21 protein-coding genes and 1 tRNA gene are annotated in these 24614 nt (G+C 48.8%); 21 read left to right on the top strand and 1 reads right to left on the bottom strand.

Annotated features, from left to right (window positions below):
* The first annotated feature begins 253 nt into the window (after positions 1 to 253).
* From C7W93_RS08870 to C7W93_RS08775, 20 genes are all read left to right on the top strand, one after another.
* Entirely contained in the window at positions 254 to 3748 is a 3495-nt protein-coding gene (locus C7W93_RS08870) for a DUF11 domain-containing protein (RefSeq protein ID WP_161539904.1), read from the top strand.
* A 199-nt stretch (positions 3749 to 3947) separates the two neighbouring features.
* Positions 3948 to 4694 carry a triose-phosphate isomerase gene (tpiA, locus tag C7W93_RS08865; protein WP_108439675.1) on the top strand — a complete coding sequence of 249 codons (747 nt, stop codon included), beginning with the start codon at positions 3948 to 3950 and terminating at the stop codon, positions 4692 to 4694.
* Positions 4695 to 4860: 166 nt separating this feature from the next.
* Entirely contained in the window at positions 4861 to 5292 is a 432-nt protein-coding gene (secG, locus tag C7W93_RS08860) for a preprotein translocase subunit SecG (protein WP_108439674.1), read from the top strand.
* An 84-nt stretch (positions 5293 to 5376) separates the two neighbouring features.
* A tRNA-Leu gene (locus tag C7W93_RS08855) sits at positions 5377 to 5461 on the top strand.
* A 159-nt stretch (positions 5462 to 5620) separates the two neighbouring features.
* A complete protein-coding gene (locus tag C7W93_RS08850; RefSeq protein ID WP_108439673.1) occupies positions 5621 to 5980 on the top strand; it encodes an NADH-quinone oxidoreductase subunit A in 360 nt (119 codons plus the stop codon).
* 3 nt (positions 5981 to 5983) lie between these two features.
* Positions 5984 to 6460, top strand: coding sequence for an NADH-quinone oxidoreductase subunit B family protein (locus C7W93_RS08845; protein ID WP_014005578.1), 477 nt, complete (start codon positions 5984 to 5986; stop codon positions 6458 to 6460).
* Between the two features lie 9 nt (positions 6461 to 6469).
* Positions 6470 to 7066 (top strand): NADH-quinone oxidoreductase subunit C, encoded by a 597-nt coding sequence (locus C7W93_RS08840; protein ID WP_108439672.1) that lies wholly within the window; start codon positions 6470 to 6472, stop codon positions 7064 to 7066.
* The gene (locus C7W93_RS08835; protein WP_108439671.1) at positions 7066 to 8319 is read left to right on the top strand and encodes an NADH-quinone oxidoreductase subunit D; all 1254 of its coding nucleotides are present in this window, start codon (positions 7066 to 7068) and stop codon (positions 8317 to 8319) included. Before C7W93_RS08840 ends, C7W93_RS08835 begins: the two co-directional genes overlap by 1 nt.
* Before the next feature lie 99 nt (positions 8320 to 8418).
* On the top strand, positions 8419 to 8949 hold the full coding sequence (gene nuoE / locus C7W93_RS08830) for an NADH-quinone oxidoreductase subunit NuoE (RefSeq protein WP_201747239.1): 531 nt from the start codon (positions 8419 to 8421) through the stop codon (positions 8947 to 8949).
* Complete coding sequence (gene nuoF / locus C7W93_RS08825; RefSeq protein WP_108439670.1) at positions 8946 to 10241, top strand: NADH-quinone oxidoreductase subunit NuoF; 1296 nt, start codon at positions 8946 to 8948, stop codon at positions 10239 to 10241. The genes nuoE and nuoF overlap by 4 nt, the downstream gene beginning before the upstream one ends.
* 120 nt (positions 10242 to 10361) lie before the next feature.
* A complete protein-coding gene (gene nuoG / locus C7W93_RS08820; protein ID WP_108439669.1) occupies positions 10362 to 12704 on the top strand; it encodes an NADH-quinone oxidoreductase subunit NuoG in 2343 nt (780 codons plus the stop codon).
* On the top strand, positions 12704 to 13771 hold the full coding sequence (gene nuoH / locus C7W93_RS08815; protein ID WP_108440558.1) for an NADH-quinone oxidoreductase subunit NuoH: 1068 nt from the start codon (positions 12704 to 12706) through the stop codon (positions 13769 to 13771). The genes nuoG and nuoH overlap by 1 nt, the downstream gene beginning before the upstream one ends.
* A 17-nt stretch (positions 13772 to 13788) precedes the next feature.
* Positions 13789 to 14277, top strand: a complete 489-nt coding sequence (gene nuoI / locus C7W93_RS08810; RefSeq protein ID WP_092414420.1) for an NADH-quinone oxidoreductase subunit NuoI — start codon at positions 13789 to 13791, stop codon at positions 14275 to 14277.
* Between the two features lie 82 nt (positions 14278 to 14359).
* Positions 14360 to 14995 carry an NADH-quinone oxidoreductase subunit J gene (locus tag C7W93_RS08805; RefSeq protein ID WP_108439668.1) on the top strand — a complete coding sequence of 212 codons (636 nt, stop codon included), beginning with the start codon at positions 14360 to 14362 and terminating at the stop codon, positions 14993 to 14995.
* A 12-nt stretch (positions 14996 to 15007) separates the two neighbouring features.
* Positions 15008 to 15316: an NADH-quinone oxidoreductase subunit NuoK gene (gene nuoK, locus C7W93_RS08800; RefSeq protein ID WP_108439667.1), complete on the top strand. Its 309-nt coding sequence runs from the start codon at positions 15008 to 15010 to the stop codon at positions 15314 to 15316.
* Between the two features lie 247 nt (positions 15317 to 15563).
* Positions 15564 to 17621 carry an NADH-quinone oxidoreductase subunit L gene (nuoL, locus tag C7W93_RS08795; protein WP_108439666.1) on the top strand — a complete coding sequence of 686 codons (2058 nt, stop codon included), beginning with the start codon at positions 15564 to 15566 and terminating at the stop codon, positions 17619 to 17621.
* Between the two features lie 27 nt (positions 17622 to 17648).
* The gene (locus tag C7W93_RS08790) at positions 17649 to 19139 is read left to right on the top strand and encodes an NADH-quinone oxidoreductase subunit M (protein ID WP_108439665.1); all 1491 of its coding nucleotides are present in this window, start codon (positions 17649 to 17651) and stop codon (positions 19137 to 19139) included.
* A gap of 189 nt (positions 19140 to 19328) precedes the next feature.
* Positions 19329 to 20840, top strand: coding sequence for an NADH-quinone oxidoreductase subunit NuoN (gene nuoN / locus C7W93_RS08785; RefSeq protein ID WP_108439664.1), 1512 nt, complete (start codon positions 19329 to 19331; stop codon positions 20838 to 20840).
* 6 nt (positions 20841 to 20846) lie between these two features.
* Positions 20847 to 21155: a DUF2818 family protein gene (locus C7W93_RS08780; protein WP_108439663.1), complete on the top strand. Its 309-nt coding sequence runs from the start codon at positions 20847 to 20849 to the stop codon at positions 21153 to 21155.
* A gap of 254 nt (positions 21156 to 21409) precedes the next feature.
* Positions 21410 to 21970 carry an NUDIX domain-containing protein gene (locus tag C7W93_RS08775; RefSeq protein WP_108439662.1) on the top strand — a complete coding sequence of 187 codons (561 nt, stop codon included), beginning with the start codon at positions 21410 to 21412 and terminating at the stop codon, positions 21968 to 21970.
* Between the two features lie 227 nt (positions 21971 to 22197).
* On the opposite strand, the gene C7W93_RS08770 is transcribed toward C7W93_RS08775, so the two are convergent.
* Positions 22198 to 23880: an electron transfer flavoprotein-ubiquinone oxidoreductase gene (locus C7W93_RS08770; RefSeq protein ID WP_108439661.1), complete on the bottom strand. Its 1683-nt coding sequence runs from the start codon at positions 23878 to 23880 to the stop codon at positions 22198 to 22200.
* Between the two features lie 326 nt (positions 23881 to 24206).
* Here C7W93_RS08770 and C7W93_RS08765 point away from each other — a divergent pair, with 326 nt between their 5' ends.
* Positions 24207 to 24611 (top strand): thioesterase family protein, encoded by a 405-nt coding sequence (locus C7W93_RS08765; RefSeq protein WP_108439660.1) that lies wholly within the window; start codon positions 24207 to 24209, stop codon positions 24609 to 24611.
* Positions 24612 to 24614: the final 3 nt, after the last annotated feature.

Here is a 24614-nt window from a genome sequence, read left to right as displayed (position 1 = left end):
GTTTTGTTGTGGGTTACGAGCAAGGTCGCTGACAAACAGGCTGACAACTATTCGTGGCATGTTCAGTGTTGTATGCAGCGTGTTGGCGAGCCTGATATTGCTGATGCCGTTTTCCGCGAACGCGGTAAGCGCTTCGTGGCATTTGGAGTTACCAAGCGAAGTAAACCTCGGTGACACAATCCCTGTAATGGTCGCTTACGACAGGAGTGATTGGGATACAAGCGTCAATGACTGTATGATTTATCATGAGGATATGGATGGGAATAATAAGATCAAGTTATGGAAGGACGGTGAAGGGGGGGGGGTATGCACAACATCGTATGGCAAGTTTCCGGTTGATAGTTCGTCTAATGGATTTGACCGTCCTGTCTCATTCACAATAAGTCCCTATACCACCAATCTGTCGCCTGGCTCCAAATTTAAATTGGTCGGTTACCTTAATCCGAACATGACGGCAAAAGCATGGATCACCAAAGAGATTTTGGTTCGCTCTCTTACGGGCGGTTTTGCGGCAGCCACCCCCGATAAATACACGCAGGGAAAAGTGGCGATTAGCGGTGTCTGGAAAGGCACCGGTGCCAATGGTAACGTCAAAATATGGAGTTCGAAGGATAGGTGGGTAGGGGAAGGTGCTGGCGAAACTATCGATCTGACGGGACTGACGCCGGGTGAACATGTATTAGATGCTTATATGTACCACGGTGATGCCTACGAAACCAAAGCCGCTCAGGCTTCAACCACTGTCCGCGTTCTTGGTGGCACATTCGCATCGGCCGTGGTCGAAAATGGCATCTTGCGTATGACCGGGGAGGTCGCCGGCGGCGCTGACCAGATACGCATTTATCGGGGGCTAAACGCGAGTACGGTGGTCAAGGTGATGGCGGCAACTGGCGGCTTCAATCTTGTCGTTGACGATTTGCCACTTGGTACGCATACCCTTTATGCTTATGCTTATCGGGGAACGCAGTTCCTTAGTCTGGGCTCTAAAGAGGTCAAAATTACCGAACCGCCGGTAGTCAACTTAACCGCACCTCCGCCTAATAGTTGGCATAACGGTACACAAATTAAGGTTGGTGGTCAGGTGACGGCAACAGCGAATCTCAAAAATGTCGGCATAGTACAGCGCAGAGCTAACCTGGCTACGGAGCAGTATGGCAATTCTTTGCCGCTATGCGATACCGAGAGTGGGTGCGGTTTAGCGCAGGAGTATACCGTTGACGATGTGATCTATAAAACGACGTTCTGGAAACAGGATATTGAGGTTGCCTTGAGGGCGACGGACGTCAACAATGACCAAGTTTATTCAACCAATGACCGTAGCGCGACTGGCACTGGTCTGCTTATAAAATACGATGGCGTGGCGCCTGCTGTTACTTGGCCGTCAGGTGCTGAGGCGATGGCCAGCCGCGCCGCGCCGGGTAAGCCGTATCACATTAAAGTCGATGTCCGCGATGAACAAAGTGGGGTCAATCCCCTTAATGTCATATGGCGCTGGAGAATAGGTACTAGCAATTGGTCGGAAGGCGCGGCCATGATTGCTGGTGCGAGCGATCGCTATACGGCACAGCTGAATGTGCCGAGTACTGCGAGTGAGGGTGACGAAATCTTATTTCAGGTTCGGGCTACCGATAATATTGGCAACGCGACTGCCTACTCGAATACTAATCAACACGTTGTTAGCGTGACTAAGCCGGTATTGACGTTGGTGGCAGCTAATGGCTGGCATAACGGCGGAAAAATTAAGTTATCGGGTACAGCAAAATCTGGCGTCAATATTAAAGATGTCGGAATCGGATGGCGAAAATCTGCCGCTACTGGAACTATTGCCTGGTATGGCCTTTGTCGAACCGAACAGAGCTGTGGCGCGACTACCGACTATAGTTTTGGTCCTATCGATTCCCCTTTTAATGTTTCAGTTGACGATGTTGAACTCTTTTTTTGGGCAAGGGATACTAATGAAACCATTGTCTATTTCACGGACAATGGCACGGGGAGCGGTCGTGGCGTAACGGTGAAACACGACGGTGATGCGCCCATCATTGTCTGGCCTGTCGGCGCTGAGGCGACAGCAAACAGAGCCGCTCCTGGTAAGCCGTTTGAGGTCAAAGTTGATGTTAGCGATGCGCAGAGTGGCGTCGATCCGGCGAATGTTAAGTTACGTTGGAAAATAGGCGCAAATGCTTGGTCGGGTGATTTGGCTATGTCACATGTCGCCGAGAATCGTTATTCGTTGCAAGTGAACATCCCGGCCGATGTCAACAAAAACGACCCACTTATATTTCAGGTTCAAGCAGCCGACACGGTAGGAAACATCGTCGCTTATGCGAACAATAACCAACACGTTGCCGCAATAAGCAAACCAGAAATAACGTTTTCGGTGCTTGGGAAAGGTGGCTGGCATAACGGTAGCAAAATTAAAGTAAGCGGAAAAATAACCTCAGGTGCCGCGATAAAGAGTGTTGCAATCGGGCAGCGGAAAACTAGCGAACCAAATGGAATCTACCGTTATTGGAATTATGTTTGTAAAGGTAATTGTGGTCTTACAAGCGAATACAATTTGGACCAAGTTGAATATGTCTACGGACTATATACGGAAGACGTGGAAATCGCGATATGGGCAGAGGACGTGCTTGGAGGGGTTGCATTTTCTACGCTGGATGGCAACGATGCAACTGCGGGATTTTCGTTGAAATATGATGGCAAAGCCCCTGTGATTCACGATGTCATCGCAAAATGGGATCCCGATGGTAGTTTAATTGTCAGTGGCAGTTTCAGTGACGATGCTTCTGGCCTTGGCGCTGGCGGCGATGGAAAAGCCGCAATTGTGTTGGGTTGGTCGGGGATGGCCGATCAGCTCACGCTTGATGTCGTAGGAGATGGCCTTGGCAGTTCAGCGACCTTTTCGCATACGTTCGCAAAAGGCGACTTGCCTGCTAAGCCGGGCGTTATATTGACGGTCGCGGCCAGTGATCGTGCTGGTAACGTGAGTTTGCCGACGGCGATTGAGGTTGGTGCCCAGATTCCCAAATTAGCCCTTCGCGTTGAGCAAATAGCCACTTCGCCGCCGCGACAGGCATGGTTTGCCGGAGAAAGCGTCGCTTATCGCCTGACGTTAGCAGTAGCAACGGATTCGGTGTGCGCAATGAATAGCGATGTAATCTATGCGCTTCCGGCGCAGTTGCAGTTAGACCCCGGTGCGATTCCCTTACTAACAGTCAGCGACGGTACGGTGATAGCTAATCTTGATTCGATCTGGACGGGGGAGTCCGGTTTTGACAGCCTGCTTTCTGCAGGTGGTAAGTTATGTGCAGGACAATCGTTGCACATTGACGTGCCGTTGATTATTGCCGCGAACGCAAGTGGGGAAACCGCTGTAAGTGTTATCAACGCAACTGCGGATAACTTAATTGTGGCACTCCTGCAAAAAGACAGCATTACGGTCATGCCCGATCAAGGATCATTGCAATTTACAAAAACAGTCGATAAAGACAGTGCAGAACCCGGCAACGACCTGACCTATACCATCATCTTTAAAAATCGTTCGGATCAATATCTGACGATGCGGGAAATAGAAGATGTTGTTGCGCCTCATACATTACTGCAAGGCTTACCTGAGTGCGGTGCAATGCCGCCCGGATTGATGTGTAACTACGTTCCCACGGTCCCAAGGGGGCTTCAGTGGAGCTTTAGTGGTGAACTAGCCCCGGGAGAATCAGGTCAAGTGTCGTATAAGGTGAGGATTCAATAATCGCGTTGCCAGCTTGAATGTTATTAAAAAATAACTATAAGTGCTGGTATGTGCGCATTCGATATCCTACTAAAGGCGTATTTAGTCTCGCTAAGGCTACAGCTATGATGAATAATTGCTGTCCTCGTGCTGCGGTTTGACCGTTTTGGTCCCGCCGCGTTAGAATGTCGGGTTATTAAAATAGTGGGCTTTGCCAATCATGCGTCGCAATCTCGTAGCAGGAAATTGGAAAATGAATGGCAGCCTGTCTGCCAACGCCGCATTGTTGGCCGAATTAAAGGCAGGCTTGGGGGAAGTTGGCTGTGATGTAGCCGTCTGCGTTCCGTCACCTTATTTCGCTCAGTGCCAATCCACAATTGCGGGAACCGCGTTAGCTTTAGGCGCGCAAGACGTCTCGGTACATGTTTCCGGTGCATATACTGGTGAAGTTGCGGCATCGATGCTGCGCGACTTTGATTGTAAATATGTCATTGTCGGACATTCAGAGCGACGGGCGTATCATGGCGAAACTAGCGAATTAGTGGCGCAAAAAACGTTAAGCGCATTGAAATCGGGTTTGACGCCAATCGTCTGTGTGGGTGAAACCTTAGCGCAACGCGAAGCGGGTGAAACCGATGCTGTGGTCGGCGAACAATTAGAGGCGGTTTTAGAGCTGCTGGATGTGTCGGCAATCAAAAAAATTGTTATTGCTTACGAGCCTGTATGGGCGATCGGCACCGGCAAGACGGCTACCCCACAAATGGCGCAAGACGTGCATGCAGCTTTGCGCGGTAAAGTGGCTTTGCGGGATGCTGAGTCGGCCGCGGTAGTAAAGATTTTGTACGGTGGCAGCATGAAGCCGGATAATGCCGTCGAATTATTGGCAATGCCAGATATCGATGGTGGCCTGATTGGCGGTGCTGCATTAAAAGCCGCTGATTTCCTCGCCATTGTCGCGGCAGCCTGATCGTTGCTTGTCGGTGTGCCTGGATTGATGGCAGCAATTAGCGTCGCAAAGTAGTTGGGCGTCGGCTTGCTCAGAATAGGTTAAAGTTTTGGTTTGCGCAGTCAGGCAAGTCCTAAAAAGTATTGAATCGCAAAATAGCATCATCTCTCCATTGGAAAATCATTAAATGAACTCAGTACTTACTATTATCGTCATCGTTCAAGTCTTGTCAGCGTTGACGATCATCGGTCTCGTTCTATTGCAGCATGGTAAGGGTGCCGATATGGGCGCAGCTTTCGGCTCTGGCGCTTCAGGTAGCTTGTTTGGTGCAACCGGATCGTCAAATTTCTTGTCGAAGTCGACTGGATTGGCAGCGTTGATTTTTTTCTGCGCGACATTGGCTTTGGTGTATTTGGGTAGTCACCGCACTGCAGCAACTGGTGGTGTAATGGATAGCTTGCCGGCAGCATCTGCGCCAGCCGCCGCAATCCCTGCAACTTCGGTTCCTGCGACCGTTCCTGCAGCGAGTGCATCGACTAGCGCTACGCCAGCCGCGGCGGCAGCAACTTCGGCCTCATCAACGCATAGCGCCGATCAGTCGAATCAAATTCCTAAATAAGTAAATGTAGACTGTAAATTACTGGATTTTAATCAAATTGTGCATTGAACAAAAATGCTAAAACAGGTTAGAATACGGCCCTATGCCGACGTGGTGAAATTGGTAGACACGCTATCTTGAGGGGGTAGTGGCGAAAGCTGTGCGAGTTCGAGTCTCGCCGTCGGCACCAAGTTATGAAGGCCAGCAAAGTTGTTCCTACGCTGGTTTTTAATCGAGGAACTTGTAGTGTTTGGTTGAAAAGGTAAAGTACGTTGCGGTAGTTATTGTTACCTTTTCGTGCTTGCCGTTATATCACTCTACTCAACGTTCAAACTATTGGCGAAAAATTGTGAACCTCGAAAATTATTTCCCCGTCTTGTTGTTTATCTTGATTGGTATTGCGGTTGGTGTCATGCCGCAATTGCTCGGTCGTATCCTTGGGCCACATCGGCCCGATGCTCAAAAAAATTCTCCGTACGAATGTGGCTTTGAAGCATTCGAAGACGCGCGCATGAAGTTTGATGTGCGGTATTATCTCGTCGCCATTTTGTTCATTTTGTTCGATCTGGAAACTGCCTTTTTCTTCCCTTGGGGTGTTGCAATGCGCGACCTCGGCTGGGCTGGCTTCATCACGATGATGGTATTCATCGCTGAGTTTGTTGTCGGCTTCTGGTACATATGGAAGAAGGGCGCACTGGATTGGGAGTAAGTCATGTCTATTGAAGGCGTATTGAACGAAGGGTTTGTCACCACAACTGCTGACAAACTAATCAACTGGACACGTACCGGCTCGTTATGGCCGATGACGTTCGGTTTGGCTTGCTGTGCTGTCGAAATGATGCACGCCGGCGCGTCACGTTATGATATGGACCGTTTCGGCGTGATTTTTCGTCCGTCGCCGCGTCAATCTGATGTGATGATTGTCGCCGGTACATTGTGCAACAAGATGGCACCGGCGTTACGCAAGGTGTATGACCAGATGCCAGAGCCGCGTTGGGTGATTTCGATGGGATCGTGCGCCAATGGCGGTGGTTACTATCATTACTCATATTCGGTGGTACGTGGTTGTGACCGGATTGTGCCTGTCGATATTTATGTTCCAGGTTGTCCTCCAACGGCTGAGGCTCTCCTTTACGGCATCATTCAGCTGCAAAATAAGATTCGCCGCACCAATACGATTGCGCGCTAAGAGAATAGAATGACGACGAAACTGGAAACCCTTGAAGCCGCTGTGCGCAATGCGCTAGGCGATGATCTTCAAAGTCTGACTGTTGCCTTCGGCGAAGTGACGATCGTAGTCAAGGCTGCGAACTATCTATCGGTGATGCGCGTGTTGCGTGATCATGCGGATACGCGCTTCGAAGAATTGATCGATTTGTGCGGGGTTGATTATTCAACCTATGGCGATGGTATTTGGGACGGTGCGCGCTTCGCGGCTGTTTCGCATTTGCTGTCGCTTGAGCATAACTGGCGCTTGCGTGTGCGGGTATTTGCCCCCAATGATGAAATGCCTTTGCTGCCATCGTTGGTCAATATCTGGTCTGCAGCAAACTGGTACGAGCGCGAAGCATTCGACTTCTTCGGTATTCTGTTTGAAGGTCATGACGATTTGCGTCGTATTTTGACCGATTACGGCTTTATCGGTCATCCGTTCCGCAAAGATTTCCCCGTCTCAGGCTATGTCGAGATGCGCTATGATCCTGAGCAAAAACGCGTGATTTATCAGCCTGTAACGATAGACCCGCGTGAAATCACGCCACGCGTGATTCGCGAAGAAAATTACGGGATCAAATAATGGCAGAAATTAAGAATTACACGCTGAACTTCGGCCCACAACATCCTGCTGCACATGGTGTTTTACGTCTGGTGCTGGAGTTGGATGGAGAAGTTATTCAACGTGCCGATCCGCATATTGGCTTGCTGCATCGTGGCACTGAAAAGCTCGCGGAACAAAAAACTTATTTGCAATCTGTTCCTTACATGGATCGTCTCGACTACGTGTCGATGATGTGTAATGAGCATGGTTACGTGATGGCGATTGAGCGTCTATTGGGGCTCGAAGTGCCTTTGCGTGCGCAATATATTCGCGTCATGTTCGACGAAATCACGCGGTTGCTGAATCACTTGATGTGGATCGGCGCGCATGCACTCGACGTTGGTGCGATGGCGGTATTGTTGTATGCGTTCCGCGAGCGTGAAGATTTGATGGATTGCTACGAAGCTGTTTCTGGCGCACGTATGCATGCTGCTTACTATCGTCCGGGCGGCGTGTATCGTGATTTGCCTGAACAGATGCCACAGCATAAAGCGTCTATCGTTCGTAATGCCAAAGCCATCAAGGCCCTGAATGAAAATCGTCAGGGATCGATGCTGGATTTCATTGAAGATTTCACGAATCGTTTTCCTACCTATGTCGATGAGTACGAAACCTTACTCACTGATAATCGTATCTGGAAGCAGCGTCTGGTCGGGGTCGGTGTAGTTTCACCTGAACGTGCAAAAGCGATGGGATTTACAGGCCCGATGTTGCGCGGCTCTGGCATTGAGTGGGATTTGCGCAAGAAGCAGCCGTATGAAGTTTACGACTTACTGGATTTCGATATTCCGGTTGGTAAAAACGGTGATTGCTATGACCGTTATTTGGTCCGTGTCGCAGAAATGCGTCAGTCAAACCGCATTATCAAGCAATGCGTAGAATGGTTGCGGAACAATAGCGGTCCTGTCATGACTACAAATCATAAGGTAGCGCCGTCGTCGCGCGTTGATATGAAGTCCAACATGGAAGAGCTGATTCATCACTTCAAGCTTTTCACTGAAGGATTCCATGTTCCACCGGGTGAAGCTTACGCTGCCGTTGAGCATCCAAAGGGTGAATTCGGTGTGTATATCGTGTCGGACGGTGCGAATAAACCGTATCGCCTGAAAATCCGCGCACCCGGTTTTCCGCATCTTCAAGGTTTGAATGAGATGGCCAAAGGCCACATGATTGCCGATGCCGTCACTATCATCGGTACGCAAGATATTGTGTTTGGTGAGATTGACCGCTAAGGATTTTTTCTACAGCGAAAGCAAATTTTCGTGACATTAGCGCGCCTCGGCGTGCTTACCGGGAATTTACCAATAACTAGCGCAGAGTACCGCGTACGAATGGCCAACAACATGTTGTTAAGTCAAGAAACTTACAAAAAAATTGATCGCGAAGTTGCGAAATTTCCTACCGACCAAAAACAGTCGGCGGTGATGGGTGCATTGGCGATTGCACAGGATGAAAAAGGCTGGCTATCGCCAGAAACCATGCAGGATGTTGCCGATTATCTCGACATGCCAGCAATCGCGGTGCAAGAAGTCGCGACCTTTTACAACATGTACAACACCAAGCCTATCGGCAAACACAAGATTACGATTTGCACTAACTTGCCGTGCCAATTGTCCGGCGGCGAAAAAGCCGCTGCACATTTGAAACACAAGCTCGGTATCGATTACCGTGAGACGACCGCCGACGGTAAGTTTACGTTGATGGAAGGTGAGTGCATGGGCGCATGTGGTGATGCGCCAGTTTTGTTGGTCAACAACAAACGTATGTGTAGCTGGATGTCGAACGACAAGATTGATGGTTTGCTGGCGGAATTGAGCGAAGCTGAATCCAGCCAAATTCCAGCAACAGTGAGCCTAACATGACCAGCCTGCACAATCGTCACATCAATCCCCTGATACTTGCCGATTTGAATGGCGATAATTGGCACTATGCCGATTATGTCAAACGCGGTGGTTATTCTGCATTGAAGCGCATTTTGAGCGAAGGCATTACGCCAGAGCAGATCATCGCAGAACTCAAAGCGGGTTCCTTGCGTGGTCGCGGCGGTGCTGGTTTTCCGACTGGATTGAAGTGGAGTTTCATGCCGCGTCAGTTTCCCGGTCAAAAATACTTAGTATGTAATACCGATGAAGGTGAGCCAGGCACGTTTAAAGACCGTGACATCATTCGCTACAATCCGCATGCGCTGATTGAAGGCATGGCGATTGGCGCGTACGCAATGGGCATTACTGTTGGTTATAACTATATCCACGGTGAAATTTGGTCTGGATACGCACGATTCGAAGAAGCATTGGATGAGGCGCGTGCTGAAAATGCGCTAGGCGATGCGATTTTCGGCAGCACTTTCAACTTCCAGTTGCACGCATTCCACGGTTACGGCGCGTATATTTGCGGCGAAGAAACTGCATTACTGGAGTCGTTAGAAGGCAAAAAAGGACAGCCGCGCTTTAAGCCTCCTTTCCCTGCCAGCTTTGGTTTGTACGGTAAACCGACAACGATTAATAACACCGAAACGTTCGCAGCAGTTCCTTTCCTGTTGAACATGGGTGGCGAAGCCTATGCAGGTTTAGGTAAGCCAAACAATGGCGGCACCAAGATTTTCTCGATCTCCGGCGACGTCGAATTGCCAGGTAATTATGAAGTGCCTCTGGGTACCCCGTTTGCCAAGCTGCTAGAGCTTGCCGGTGGGATGCGCGGCGGTAAAAAGATTAAAGCGGTCATCCCAGGCGGATCTTCGGCACCAGTGATTCGTGGCGACGTGATGATGGACACCGATCTTGATTACGACGCAATTGCTAAAGCCGGTTCGATGCTGGGCTCCGGCGCTGTCATCGTGATGGATGACACGCGTTGCATGGTCAAGGCGTTGCAGCGATTGTCGTATTTCTATTTTGAAGAATCCTGTGGTCAATGTACGCCATGTCGTGAAGGTACTGGCTGGTTGTATCGTCTTGTACATCGGATCGAAACAGGGGACGGCCGCCCTGAAGATATAGAACTGTTGGACACTGTCGCCGGCAATATCATGGGCCGCACGATTTGTGCGCTCGGAGATGCAGCGGCGATGCCGGTACGCGGTTTCTTGAAGCATTTCCGCGAAGAATTTGAATATCATATCGAGCATAAACATTGCTTGGTGCCCGCTTATGTTTAAGGGTAGCGCTAAAATTTAAGACGCCTTCCGGTGACTCCATGGATACGGCGAAGTCATCGCGTGTGTGACGGCGTAACTCAGAACAGTAAGCAAAAAACTTAGGCAAGAAAAGCAAAAGCCATGGTCGAAATCGAAATAGACGGCAAAAAAGTGGAAGTCCAAGAGGGCAGCATGGTAATGGATGCTGCCAACAAAATGGGCACCTATATTCCTCATTTTTGTTATCACAAAAAACTCTCTATTGCGGCAAACTGCCGTATGTGTCTGGTCGAGGTAGAAAAAGCGCCGAAGGCTTTGCCGGCCTGTGCCACGCCGGTCAGCGCTGGCATGATTGTGCGTACAGCTAGTGAAAAGGCGGTTACCGCACAAAAGAGCGTGATGGAATTCCTGTTGATTAATCACCCGCTGGATTGCCCAATCTGCGATCAGGGTGGTGAGTGTCAATTACAGGATTTGGCGGTTGGGTACGGTAAGTCATCGTCACGCTACGAAGAAGAAAAGCGCGTCGTAACACCCAAAGATGCTGGTCCATTGATCTCGATGCAGGAAATGAGCCGTTGCATTCAGTGCACGCGCTGCGTTCGGTTCGGTCAGGAAATTGCTGGCGTGATGGAATTCGGTATGGTCGGTCGCGGTGAGCATTCCGAGATTACGACCTTTGTCGGCAAAACTGTCAATTCAGAGTTGTCTGGCAATATGATCGATCTATGCCCAGTCGGTGCATTGACTTCGAAACCATTCCGTTACAGCGCCCGTACTTGGGAATTGTCACGACGTAAATCAGTCAGCCCACACGATGGCCTAGGCGCAAATCTGATCGTTCAGGTTAAGTCTGGCAAAGTCATGCGCGTGCTGCCGTTAGAAAATAACGACGTCAATGAATGCTGGTTGTCGGATAAAGATCGCTTTGCATACGAAGGTTTGAACAGCGCTGAGCGTTTGACCAAACCAATGCTGAAGCAAGACGGAAAATGGCAAGAAGTTGAATGGCAAACCGCGCTGGAATACGTCGCGCATGGTTTGCGCAATGTCCGTCATGAGCATGGCGCTGATGCGATTGCAGCGTTGGGTACTCCATATTCGACAGTGGAAGAATTGTCCCTGCTACAAAAAATAGTACGTGGACTAGGCTCCGAAAATATCGATTTCCGTACACGTCAGTCAGACTTTGCGTTGGATGGCAAAGTAAGGCCTTGGCTTGGTATGTCGATCAATGAATTTGCTGATCTGGATCGGGCGTTCGTAATTGGTTCGTTCCTGCGCAAAGATCATCCGCTATTATCTGCACGGCTGCGTTTGGGTGTTAAACGTGGTGCCAAGTTAAGCATCCTGCACGCCACCGACGATGATTTGTTGATGCCGGTCGCGAACAAGATCATCACAGCACCATCAAACTGGTTGGCGATGCTAGGCGAAGTTGTCGTCGCCGTTGCGCAAGCCAAGAGTGTTGCTGTGCCAGCAGGTTTTGATAATGTCACGCCGTCAGCGAATGCTAAGCAAATCGCTACTAGTTTGATATCCGGTACATCCAAAGCAGTATTGCTGGGTAATGCCGCAGCACAGCATCCACAAGCATCGCAGTTGCACGTTGCTGCACAATGGATCGCGCAGCAAACAGGAGCCAAATTTGGCTATATGACTGAGGCAGGTAATACCGTCGGTGGTTATTTGGCACAGGCAATTCCTGCGGTAGGCAAAGGCGCTAACGCACAAGAAATGTTTGCAAAACCGCGCAAAGCCTACGTACTGCTGAATGCCGAGCCAGAGTTTGATAGCTTTAATCCACAAATCGCCCGTGCTGCATTGAATCAAGCCGAAATGGTAGTGGTGTTATCGGCTTACAAGCACGGCACTGATTACGCTGACGTGTTGCTTCCTATTGCACCATTTACCGAAACTTCCGGCACATTTGTCAATTGCGAAGGTCGTGCCCAAAGTTTTAACGGCACTGTGCGCCCATTGGCGGATGCGCGACCTGCATGGAAAGTCATGCGGGTATTAGGTAATCTGCTTAGCTTGCCAGGTTTTGACTACGATACTTCCGAAGCCATTCGCGCTGAAGTGCTGGGTACTGATGGCATTGTCGAAGTAAATCTGCAGGCGCAACTGAATAACCTCTCTGATCTGCAATTAGAAGCCGCTCCGCAAGTGGCTGATAGTGCTATCGAGCGTATCGCTGATGTGCCTATCTATTTTGCCGATGCAGTGGTGCGGCGCGCAGCATCGTTGCAAGAAACCATAGATGGTCAAGCGCCGCGAGCATGGTTATCTGCTGCGTTGGCTGAAAAACTGGGTATCGCTAATGGTGACCTGGTGAATGTAAAACAAGGGCAGGGTGCAGCGTCACTGCTAGCTGCAATCGATCTTGGCTTGCCCGATAATGTTGTGCGTGTTGCCGCGTCTCACGCATCGACTGTAGCTCTGGGTTCGATGTTCGGTTCTATCGTTGTGGAGAAAGCATGATGGATCAATTTATCGCCTCCATTAATGCTGTAGGCGCAGATCATCTTGGCGTTATCTGGCCGTTGATCTGGAATGTTATCAAGATTGTTATCGTAGTCGTACCACTGTTATTGTGCGTGGCCTATCTGACATATTGGGAACGTAAACTAATCGGTTGGATGCATATTCGTTTGGGCCCTAACCGCGTTGGACCATTCGGCTTACTGCAACCGATTGCCGATGCGCTAAAGTTGCTGCTGAAGGAAGTGACTTTGCCGTCACGTGCGAATAAATACCTGTTCTTTATTGCACCCATCATGACCATCATGCCTGCACTTGCGGCATGGGCAGTGATTCCATTTGGGCCTGAGACAGTTTTGGCCAATGTGAATGCCGGTTTGTTGTTTGTGATGGCAATTACTTCAATGGAAGTCTACGGCGTGATTATTGCTGGTTGGGCTTCAAACTCCAAATACGCATTTTTGGGTGCCATGCGTGCTTCAGCGCAGATGGTGTCGTATGAAATCGCGATGGGCTTTGCGCTAGTGATTGTCTTGATGGTCTCAGGCAGTTTGAATCTGACCGACATTGTGATGGGACAAAGTAAGGGCCGTTTCTACGATATGGGCCTTGGCTTCCTGTCATGGAACTGGTTGTCATTGTTGCCGGTGTTTGTCATCTACTTTATCTCGGGTATTGCTGAAACTAACCGTCATCCGTTCGACGTTGTAGAGGGTGAATCTGAAATCGTTGCCGGTCATATGATCGAGTACTCAGGTATGTCGTTCGCTATGTTCTTCCTGGCTGAATACGCCAATATGATTTTGATTTCGATTTTGACGTCATTGTTATTTTTGGGTGGTTGGGCATCGCCACTGCAGATACTTGATTTCATCCCTGGCTGGATTTGGCTCGGTGCAAAAACATTCTTGGTGGTGTCGATGTTTATCTGGGTTCGGGCATCATTTCCGCGGTATCGGTATGACCAGATCATGCGTTTGGGCTGGAAAGTATTTATCCCGTTGACCCTCGCTTATTTGGTGATCGTCGCTGCCTGGATTCAAAGTCCGTGGAATATCTGGAAGTAATGGAAGGTTTATTATAAATGGAAGCGATTAAGGATTTTTTCGGTAGCTTAATGCTGCTGGAGCTGCTTAAAGGATTACGGCTGACTGGCCGTTACCTGTTTGCGCGCAAAATTACGGTGTTGTTCCCGGAAGAAAAGACGCCGCAGTCGCCGCGTTTCCGTGGTCTGCATGCACTACGTCGTTACCCGAATGGCGAAGAGCGCTGCATTGCTTGCAAATTGTGTGAAGCGGTTTGCCCTGCGATGGCGATTACGATTGAGTCGGAACAGCGTGAAGATGGTTCACGCCGCACGACGCGTTACGATATCGATTTGACCAAATGTATTTTTTGCGGTTTTTGCGAAGAGTCATGCCCGGTAGATTCAATTGTTGAAACGCACATTCTTGAATATCACGGTGAAAAGCGCGGTGATTTGTACTACACCAAAGAAATGTTGCTGGCGGTTGGTGATCGTTACGAACCTGAAATCGCTGCAGCACGTGCGGCAGATGCTGCATACCGTTAATCGGTGTTGCTCCCGGCTTGTGGACTTGGTTTGTCCTCAAGCCTGAATTTAAAGCTTATTTAGCTGACTTTTTTGGTCGATTATGGAATTTAAGACATTCTTGTTCTACGCGTTTTCGGTGGTGCTGGTCATCGCTGCATTACGTGTTATCACGGCGCGCAATCCCGTGCACTCAGCATTATTTCTAGTGTTGGCGTTCTTTTCAGCGGCCGGTATCTGGATGTTGCTTAAAGCAGAATTCCTGGCGATCGTTCTGGTTCTCGTGTATGTCGGGGCAGTAATGGTGCTCTTCCTGTTTGTTGTGATGATGCTAGATGTTAATCTGGATAAGTTGCGAGAGGGATTTTGGGGGTACTTTCCGTTGGCCGCTACTGTCGGCGTCATTATTGTTCTAGAAATGGCGGCAGTATTACTGCGCGGTTTTTGGGCTCCTGAAAGCGAAGTACCGGCGATTTCTGCAAACATCGGAAATACCAAAGCACTTGGTTTGCTGATTTATACCCAATATGTGTACGCGTTTGAAATTGCTGCCGTGGTATTGCTGGTAGCGATTGTTGCTGCGGTTGCACTCACATTGCGTCGCCGCAAAGATACCAAGGCTATGGCACCTTCCGAGGCTGTAAAGGCACGTAGTGGGGATCGTATACGACTGGTAAAAATGAAGTCGGAGCAGCGACCATTTGATACGCCAACAACGGCCGCGCCAGAAAAAAAATAAGAGGAATCGATCATGGCTTTATCACTGTCACATTATTTGATCCTCGGCGCGATCCTGTTTGCGATCGCGATCGTCGGAATTTTTCTGAATCGTAAAAATATTATCGTATTGCTGATGGCAATCGAATTGATGTTGTTATCGGTGAATATAAACTTTATCGCCTTTTCATATTACCTCGGCGATCCAGCTGGTCAGATTTTCGTATTCTTTATCATGACAGTTGCTGCAGCCGAAGCGGCGATTGGTTTGGCGATTCTGGTGGTGTTGTTCCGTAACCTGGATACCATCAATGTAGAAGATCTCGATAGCCTGAAAGGTTGAGATTAGATTCAGAAACAAGACAAGTGACAGCAATATGTGTGATGCGGTATTACGAAAAATTGCATGACATATTGTGACTACAGGGCAACTCAAAAAACCGTAGCGAACGCGCCAGTGTCGCATTTTAGAAGCGAGCCGTAGGACTTTACGGCAAGCATCTCAAATGCAAGATTGGTGTGGGGGTGTATAGCCCATCGCAGGTTTTAGGGACGACCACAGCGAACAACGAATAAAGATAAGGTTCATCATGGCGGGGCAACTTAACCCACAATTACTTCTGGCTGTACCGTTGGCGCCTCTCGTAGGTGCCGCGATAGCAGGCTTATTCGGTACGCGATTCTTCGGCAATCTGATAGGGCGTAAAACCTCGCACACAGTGACCATCCTGGGTGTGCTGATTGCGTTCATCATTTCAATTCAGACACTGCTTGCGGTAATGGATGGCGCGTCGTTCAACGGTACGCTTTACACCTGGATGACGGTTGGTGGAATCAAGCTGGAAGTCGGATTTCTGATCGACAGTCTGACTGCCATGATGATGTGCGTGGTGACTTTCGTTTCGCTGATGGTGCATATTTATACCATCGGATACATGAAAGACGATGAGGGCTATAACCGCTTCTTCTCTTACATTTCGTTATTTACATTTTCGATGTTGATGCTTGTCATGAGCAACAATTTCCTCCAACTGTTTTTTGGTTGGGAAGCAGTAGGCCTGGTATCGTATTTGCTGATCGGTTTCTGGTACACCAGACCGACCGCAATTGTCGCTAATATGAAGGCATTTCTGGTCAACCGTGTTGGTGACTTTGGTTTCATTCTGGGCATCGGTTTACTATTGGCGTATTCCGGCTCGATGAACTACACCGAAGTATTCGCACAAAAGGGCGCGTTGGCGCAAATGATGTTGCCGGGCAGTAACTGGATGCTGCTGACCGTTGCTTGTATTTGTTTATTCATCGGCGCAATGGGTAAATCGGCACAGTTTCCGTTACACGTCTGGCTGCCGGATTCGATGGAAGGTCCAACCCCGATTTCCGCGCTGATTCACGCCGCGACAATGGTTACCGCCGGTATCTTTATGGTGTCGCGGATGTCGCCCTTGTTTGAATTGTCGGATACAGCTCTTTCCTTCATTTTGGTCATTGGTTCGATTACCGCACTGTTCATGGGCTTCCTGGGCATGATCCAGACTGACATTAAGCGCGTCGTTGCATATTCCACGCTGTCACAGCTTGGTTACATGACAGTCGCATTGGGTGCCTCGGCTTACTCAGTCGCCGTATTCCACTTGATGACTCATGCATTCTTTAAAGCGCTGTTGTTCCTTGGCGCAGGCTCAGTCATTATTGGCATGCACCATGATCAAGACATGCGCAATATGGGTGGCTTACGTAAGTACATGCCAATTACGTGGATCACTTCGCTGATTGGTTCTCTGGCGCTCATCGGTACGCCGTTCTTCTCCGGTTTCTATTCTAAAGACAGTATTATCGAAGCAGTCGAAGCGACGCATTTATATGGCGCTGGTTTCGCTAAATTTGCTGTGCTGGCAGGCGTTTTTGTTACTGCGTTCTATTCGTTCCGTATGTATTTCATGGTGTTCCACGGCGAAGAGCGTTTCGGCAAACCGCATCATCATGCAGACAATCATGCTGATGATCATCACGAAGAAGAAGAGGCTGATGATCACGGGCATCATGGTTTGGCGCCAGGTCAAAAGCCGCATGAATCACCATGGGTCGTTACGGTGCCTTTGATTCTGCTGGCCATTCCATCGGCGGTTATCGGTTTCTTTACCATTGAACCTATTTTGTACGGTAATTTTTTCAAAGATGTGATCGTGGTCGGCGAAGCGCATCGCGCCATGGAAGAGTTACGTAATGACTTCCACGGCCCGCTATCGATGGTTGTGCATAGTCTGACTTCTGCGCCATTGTGGTTGGCAATTGCCGGTGTCGTGGTTGCCTACTACTTTTATATGGTTAATCCGCGTGTGCCAGCGGCGATCAAACAAAAGCTGTATCCGCTGTACGTGTTATTGGATAACAAGTACTACCTGGATAAGTTTAACGAAGTGGTCTTCGCCGGTGGTGCGCGTCTGATCGGTCGAGGCTTGTGGAACGTTGGTGACCGCAGTCTGATTGATGGCTTGGTTGTGAATGGCAGCGCCAAGGCAGTCAACTGGTTCTCGAAAATTACCCGCCTCTGGCAATCTGGTTACATCTATCACTATGCATTTGTGATGATTATTGGTGTGCTAGGTTTCCTGGTTTGGTTCATGCCTTCTCCGTTTGCCAAATAAGTTGGCGAAGTAAAGTAAATAATAACCATGATTCAGTCAACTTTCCCTCTTCTTAGCCTCGCGATCTGGTGCCCGATCGCGTTTGGTGTGCTCGTCCTGGCAATTGGTCGCGACGATAATCCTACGCTTGTCCGGTGGCTGTCACTGTTCGGTGCGCTGGTTAGTCTGGCGGTGACCATACCGCTGATAACGAATTTCGATAACAGCTTCCATGGCATGCAGTTTGTTGAGAAAGCTGCCTGGATTACGCGTTTCAACATCAATTACTTCGTCGGTATTGATGGCTTGTCGCTGTGGTTCATCCCGTTGACCGCCTTCATCAACGTGATGGTTATCATCTCTGCATGGGAAGTGATCCAGAAGCGTGTTGCGCAGTACATGGGTGCATTTTTGATCCTGTCAGGTGTGATGATCGGTGTGTTCTGCGCACTTGATGGCATGTTGTTTTACGTCTTTTTTGAGGCAACGCTGGTGCCGATGTTCATCATCATCGGAATATGGGGCGGTGCAAATCGCGTCTATGCGGCGATCAAGTTTTTCCTTTACACGTTCTTCGGATCGTTGTTGATGCTGATCGCGTTGCTGTATCTCTACTTTGTGTCGGGCGGCAGTTTCGATATTCTGACTTGGCATCAAGTACCGCTGTCAATGAGCGCGCAAGTCTATATTTTCCTGGCGTTCCTGATGGCCTTCGCAGTTAAGGTGCCAATGTGGCCGGTGCACACGTGGTTACCGGATGCGCACGTTGAAGCGCCGACTGGTGGATCGGTTGTACTGGCAGCGATCATGTTGAAATTAGGCGGTTACGGTTTCCTTCGTTTTTCGTTACCTATCGCACCGGATGCAAGTCATTATCTGGCGGGATTCATGATCACGCTGTCGCTTATCGCTGTGATTTACATTGGTTTGGTGGCGCTGGTTCAAAATGACATGAAGAAGCTGGTCGCTTATTCATCGATCGCGCACATGGGTTTTGTCACACTTGGTTTTTTCCTGTTTAACGATATGGCCTTACAGGGCGGTATCGTACAAATGATTTCTCACGGTTTTGTCTCTGGCGCGATGTTCTTGTGTATCGGTGTTATGTATGACCGTTTGCATACGCGTGAAATCGCACAATACGGTGGCCTTGTAAATGTGATGCCGCGTTTCGCTGCATTGTTTGTGCTGTTCTCGTTAGCAAACAGTGGACTGCCAGGCACTTCAGGTTTCGTCGGTGAATTCATGGTGATTCTGGGCGCGGTCAAGGCCAATTTCTGGATCGGTTTATTAGCCGCAACTGCATTAATTTTGGGCGCAGCGTATTCGTTGTGGCTGGTTAAGCGCGTGATATTCGGTGTTATTACGAATCCACATGTTAAAGACATGGCCGATCTGAACAAACGCGAGTTCTTTATGTTGGGCTTGCTGGCGATTGCCGTTATTGCGATGGGCCTCTATCCAGCGCCATTTGCCGATGCGATGCAAGTATCGGTGGCTGATCTGTTGAAACATGTTGCCATCACCAAATTGAATTAAAGACCTCCATGTCTCTAAGCAGAAATAAAGAGAATTTACGAAAACCTTCCTCAGGTGGGTTATCGCCTAGCCAAGCCGGTGGCGTCGACTATGCCAATAGTCTTTATCAAAATGGCTTGCTGGAAGGCTTTTGCGTAAGTTCGAATGAAAAAGCTGTGAGCACCAGTGAAAAAAATAAGCGGCAAATAAATGAATAACATAAATCTGATCCCTGTTTATCCGGAAATCTTTTTGCTGATTGCGACCTCCGCAGTTCTGCTGGTCGATATGTTTCTCTCGGATGCGAAACGTCACATTACGTATTATTTGACATTGCTTGTGCTGGTGGTCTGCTTCTTCCTGACCCTTGGTGCTTTCAATGCGGGCGAGACGGTTTATACCTTTCATAATATGTTTGTGAGCGATCCTTTAGCGCATCTGCTAAAGCTTTGTTCATATGTCGCGGTATTCGCTACGCTGGTGTATTCCCGCGAATATATTGGTGAGCGTGAGATGGTGAATAATCATCTCGGCGGCGAGTTTTATCCATTGGCCCTGTTCGCATTGTTGGGCCAGATGGTCATGATCTCTGGCCATAATTTCCTGATTATTTATCTCGGTTTGGAATTGATGTCATTGTCGCTGTACGCACTTGTAGCACTGCGTCGTGATAATGCGAGTGCGACCGAAGCCGCCATGAAGTATTTCGTACTTGGTGCAATGGCTTCCGGCTTCCTGTTATACGGGATGTCGATGTTATACGGGGCGACTGGTTCGCTGGACTTGATTGAAGTTACCCGCGCTATCGCGATGGGCGGTACAGAAACGCAACACAATACGCTGGTGTTTGGTGTGGTGTTCTTAGTGGCTGGACTAGCTTTTAAATTGGGCGCGGTGCCGTTTCATATGTGGGTGCCCGATGTTTATCAAGGCGCACCGACTGCCGTAACTCTATTGCTGGGCGGTGCACCGAAACTGGCTGCGTTCGCGATTTGCTTCCGCTTATTAGTCGAAGGCTTATTGTTATTGGCAATTGATTGGCAACAGATGTTAATGGTGCTTGCAATATTGTCGATGGCGATTGGTAATATCACGGCGATTGCGCAGACTAATATCAAACGGATGTTAGCGTACTCGACTATTTCTCATATGGGTTTCATGTTGCTGGGTCTGTTGTCCGGCGTTGTTGATGGCAACATGTATTCGGCCACCAATGCTTACAGCGCGGCGCTGTTTTATGCCATCACTTATGTTCTGACGACACTTGGCACATTTGGCGTGATTTTGTTGCTGGCCCGGTCAGGATTTGAAGCGGAAAATATTGAAGACTTTAAGGGTCTGAACCAACGTAGTCCTTGGTTTGCCGGGATTATGCTGTTGTTAATGCTTTCATTGGCAGGCGTTCCGCCATTGATGGGATTCTTCGGTAAATTGTCAGTCTTACGCGCAGTCTTGGGAACTGGTCAAATTTGGCTAGCAGTCGTGGCAGTCTTGTTCTCTTTGATCGGGGCTTATTATTATTTACGCGTGATTAAAGTCATGTACTTTGATGATGCGCAAGATACCGCGAAGATCGTGGCCCACACTGACGTGCGCGTGTTGCTGAGTGTGAATGGCGTCGCAGTGTTGGTCTTGGGTCTGTGGCCTGGATTCTTGATGGATGCAAGTCAAACTGCGATCGTTCGCTCGTTAGCAAGTTTTGTCGGTCGTCTGACTTCTTAGCACAGCGTGAATGTCTCTCTCTCTAGCTGGTTAGTGATTGTTTTGGCTTTGCTGGCTGCTAACCTGCCATTCATCAATGAACGCTTATTTGCGTTCATACCGCTCAAGGCCGGCGCATCTAAGCCGGTCTGGGTGCGGTTGATTGAATTGTTTGTGTGGTACGTGATTGTCGGTGGCATTGCTTATTTGCTGGAATCCGGTATGGGCAATACTTTCACGCAAACCTGGGAATTTTATGCGGTCACCGGTTGTTTGTTTTTGGTGTTTGCATTTCCTGGTTACGTGCATCGTTATTTGCGTAAAAAGCACGCTTAAATCTATCTCGAATTCGATTGTTCTCAATCGTTTTCGATTTTTCGATTTTAGATCCGGTATCTATCGGCTGTCATTGAAAGAGATTTGATTTACGTCGATGCGCGCGGTAACGCCGCCGATATTAAGTTTGTGATGAATGTCGGTAGTTAACCTGCAACAATGCACGCGTGCTTTATCCCGTATGCAAGCCAAGTAATTATCTGCCGTCTTAATTCTTCTTCTTTCCCTATCCTTTATCTTGACGGAGTGTTCGCATGGATCAGCACCTGAAAGAAACACGGATCGACAGCGCATTGGCTTATAACGGTGATTTTCTTAAAGTGCAGCGAGATACCGTAGCACTTCCTGATGGCAAGCCCACGATACGCGAATACATCAAACATCCCGGAGCAGTCGTCGTATTGCCGTTATTTGAGGATGGGACTGTTTTGCTCGAACGACAGTTTCGTTATCCACTTGATCGGGTCTTTATTGAATTCCCGGCCGGTAAAATTGATCCGAATGAAGATCATTTAGTCTGTGCCAAGCGCGAGTTGCAAGAAGAAACCGGTTATACCGCCGCAGATTGGCAGTACGTTTGCACCATTCATAATGCGATTGCGTATGCCGATGAACATTTGGAAATTTTTCTGGCGCGTGGTTTGACTGCTGGTGAGCGTCGTCTCGATGATGGCGAATTTCTGGATGTATTCAAGGCGCCTGTCGCCGACGTGTTGCAGTGGGTCAGAGAAGGTAAGATTACTGACGTTAAAACGGTAATAGGTGCGTTCTGGCTAGAAAAAATCGTCTCCGGACAGTGGAGACTTGAGAAGTGAGCTTGCGAACGTTCAATCACGCAAAGTGATTCAGAGAAAAAAAGCGCCAGAATTGGCGCTTTTTTAATATCAACTCTGGTATTACTTCAGCCCTAGCTCAAACTGAAATAAACAAAGCATTCGAGCTAGCTGACTATTATCCAAATGTATCCAAGCATGTATTGGGCACATCAAATACACGCAAAATGACGTACGCCGATGTTAGCGACGCCGTCATTAAATTACTTCTACATATTCGCGTAATTCGGGCCACCACCACCTTCTGGCGTTACCCAGACAATATTCTGGGTTGGGTCTTTAATATCACAGGTTTTACAATGTACACAATTTTGCGAATTAATTTGTAGCCGTTCAGTATTATCTGCGGCAGTAACAAATTCATATACACCCGCCGGACAGTAACGCGCTTCTGGTCCAGCGTACTTTGCTAAATTGATATTTACCGGAACGCTTGCATCTTTCAGCGTCAAATGAATCGGTTGTTCTTCTGCATGATTGGTGTTCGAAATGAATACCGAGGACAAGCGGTCAAACGTCAATTTTCCATCCGGTTTAGGATATTTGATTGGCGCATAGTTTGCCGCTGGCTTCAAACACTCATGATCGGCATGGGTATGATGCAAAGTCCAGGGCGCTTTGCCGCCGAACACAATTTGGTCTATCCCGACCATTAAGCTACCGAAATACAAACCTTTGCTCATCCAAGGTTTGAAATTACGTGCCTTGTGGAGTTCTTCGTGCAGCCAAGACTTTTCGAACGCGCTGGCGTAGGCGGTAAGCTCATCATGCTGGCGTTCACCGACTAGCGCTTCGAACGCGGCATCGGCTGCCAACATGCCAGTCTTGATCGCTGCATGGCTACCTTTAATGCGGCTGGCATTTAAGAAGCCAGCTTCGCAGCCTATCAATGCGCCGCCGTTGAATGTCAGCTTAGGCAGGGATTGCAAGCCACCGGCAGTGATTGCGCGTGCACCGTAGGAAAGGCGTTTGCCACCGACGAAAAACTTGCTGATTTCTGGATGCGTTTTGTAGCGTTGAAACTCTTCATACGGCGACATGTAGGGATTTTCATACGACAGCCCAACGACGTAACCCACCGCAACCTGATTATTTTCCAGGTGATACAGGAAGGACCCGCCGTAGGTTTTAGTGTCGAGTGGCCAGCCAGCGGTATGTACGACCAGGCCGGGCTTATGCAGCTTTGGATCGATTTCCCATAGCTCTTTGATGCCAAGACCATAAGTTTGCGGGTCTTTACCCTTGTTCAGGTCATATTTAGCGATGATTTGTTTGCCGAGACTGCCGCGTGCGCCTTCAGCGAACAGTGTGTATTTGGCATGTAATTCCATCCCGAGTTGAAACGCATCGGTGGGCTTGCCCTCGCGATCGAGCCCCATATTTCCGGTTGCCACGCCTTTAACAGAGCCATTTTCGTTGTAGAGGACTTCTGCGGCTGGAAAACCCGGAAATATATCTACGCCTAAGGTTTCAGCTTGCTGTCCCAGCCAACGGACAACGTTGGCTAATGAAATCACGTAATTTCCGTGATTCTGAAAACAGGCCGGTAACATCCAGTTAGGGGTCTTGAAAGCTTTGGTAGCGGTCAAAAACAGGAAGCGGTCTTCACTGACTTCGGTGTTTAAGGGGGCGCCCAGTTCTTTCCAGTTGGGAAATAATTCGGTCAGCGCTTGCGGGTCCATGACTGCACCGGACAAGATATGCGCACCGATTTCGCTGCCTTTTTCTAGTACGCAGACCGAAACCTCACTACCTTTTTCAGCCGCGAGCTGTTTCAGGCGAATTGCCGCTGCCAAGCCCGCAGGACCACCTCCAACTACTACTACGTCATATTCCATAGCCTCTCTTGGGCCGTATTGCGCAAGGATGCTTTGTGTCTGGTTTTCGGTCATTGTCTCTTTACCTATATTTACTTTTTTTACGATTGCGCTAATTGTCAGGGATTTTGCGGCAGAATACTAGAGTTTGCCTTGCGCATACTTTACGCGGCGTGTGTTCTATACAATGAGTGTTGCGTCGCAACATCAGTCTAAAGCGTCTCGCAGTGAACAATGAATCACGGTGAGTAAACGCTATCTAGATGCTACGGAAAGTGTTCCAGCGTGTTGTGCCTTTTAACTAATGCAAATAATCACTCGCAAGCTATGCGCCTTTAGTAGTTCGCCAACGTAGCTCGAATAGTTTGCGCAAATCCTACAACGTATTGTTGAGAAAAATCATGGAAAGTAAAAAATTGGTCCATAGCAGCCGAATTGCTATTCGGTGGGGCGACATGGATGCACTTGGGCATGTGAATAATACGGTGTATTTCAGATATATGGAGCAGGCACGTATCGAATGGATGGAAAAGATGGGAAATGTAATCGGCCCACTCGATGGACCGGTAATGGTGAACGCCCAATGTAATTTTTTACGGCAGCTGAAATATCCGGGCGACATAGAGGTTCGTTGTTATACCGGCGCAGTCGGGCGGTCCAGTTTTGAGACCGCCTATGAAATTTGTCGCGTCGATGTACCCGAGGTGATTTTTGCCGAAGGCTCGGCCAAAATGGTATGGATTGATTTTAAGCAAGAAAAATCCATCCCCTTACCAGACCCGATTCGCCACATGCTAGTCGGCTAGGTC

This window comes from Glaciimonas sp. PCH181, assembly GCF_003056055.1.
Classification (GTDB): domain Bacteria; phylum Pseudomonadota; class Gammaproteobacteria; order Burkholderiales; family Burkholderiaceae_D; genus Glaciimonas.
This window is presented reverse-complemented; position numbering and strand designations above follow the sequence as displayed.

Bases quoted from the DNA above. Each gene is read 5' to 3' on its own strand.
- C7W93_RS08870 (WP_161539904.1), top strand. From the start codon at position 254: ATGGATGGGAATAATAAGATCAAGTTATGGAAGGACGGTGAAGGGGGG.
- tpiA (WP_108439675.1), top strand. From the start codon at position 3,948: ATGCGTCGCAATCTCGTAGCAGGAAATTGGAAAATGAATGGCAGCCTG.
- secG (WP_108439674.1), top strand. From the start codon at position 4,861: ATGAACTCAGTACTTACTATTATCGTCATCGTTCAAGTCTTGTCAGCG.
- C7W93_RS08845 (WP_014005578.1), top strand. From the start codon at position 5,984: ATGTCTATTGAAGGCGTATTGAACGAAGGGTTTGTCACCACAACTGCT.
- C7W93_RS08840 (WP_108439672.1), top strand. From the start codon at position 6,470: ATGACGACGAAACTGGAAACCCTTGAAGCCGCTGTGCGCAATGCGCTA.
- C7W93_RS08835 (WP_108439671.1), top strand. From the start codon at position 7,066: ATGGCAGAAATTAAGAATTACACGCTGAACTTCGGCCCACAACATCCT.
- nuoE (WP_201747239.1), top strand. From the start codon at position 8,419: ATGGCCAACAACATGTTGTTAAGTCAAGAAACTTACAAAAAAATTGAT.
- nuoF (WP_108439670.1), top strand. From the start codon at position 8,946: ATGACCAGCCTGCACAATCGTCACATCAATCCCCTGATACTTGCCGAT.
- nuoG (WP_108439669.1), top strand. From the start codon at position 10,362: ATGGTCGAAATCGAAATAGACGGCAAAAAAGTGGAAGTCCAAGAGGGC.
- nuoH (WP_108440558.1), top strand. From the start codon at position 12,704: ATGGATCAATTTATCGCCTCCATTAATGCTGTAGGCGCAGATCATCTT.
- nuoI (WP_092414420.1), top strand. From the start codon at position 13,789: ATGGAAGCGATTAAGGATTTTTTCGGTAGCTTAATGCTGCTGGAGCTG.
- C7W93_RS08805 (WP_108439668.1), top strand. From the start codon at position 14,360: ATGGAATTTAAGACATTCTTGTTCTACGCGTTTTCGGTGGTGCTGGTC.
- nuoK (WP_108439667.1), top strand. From the start codon at position 15,008: ATGGCTTTATCACTGTCACATTATTTGATCCTCGGCGCGATCCTGTTT.
- nuoL (WP_108439666.1), top strand. From the start codon at position 15,564: ATGGCGGGGCAACTTAACCCACAATTACTTCTGGCTGTACCGTTGGCG.
- C7W93_RS08790 (WP_108439665.1), top strand. From the start codon at position 17,649: ATGATTCAGTCAACTTTCCCTCTTCTTAGCCTCGCGATCTGGTGCCCG.
- nuoN (WP_108439664.1), top strand. From the start codon at position 19,329: ATGAATAACATAAATCTGATCCCTGTTTATCCGGAAATCTTTTTGCTG.
- C7W93_RS08775 (WP_108439662.1), top strand. From the start codon at position 21,410: ATGGATCAGCACCTGAAAGAAACACGGATCGACAGCGCATTGGCTTAT.
- C7W93_RS08770 (WP_108439661.1), bottom strand. From the start codon at position 23,880: ATGACCGAAAACCAGACACAAAGCATCCTTGCGCAATACGGCCCAAGA.
- C7W93_RS08765 (WP_108439660.1), top strand. From the start codon at position 24,207: ATGGAAAGTAAAAAATTGGTCCATAGCAGCCGAATTGCTATTCGGTGG.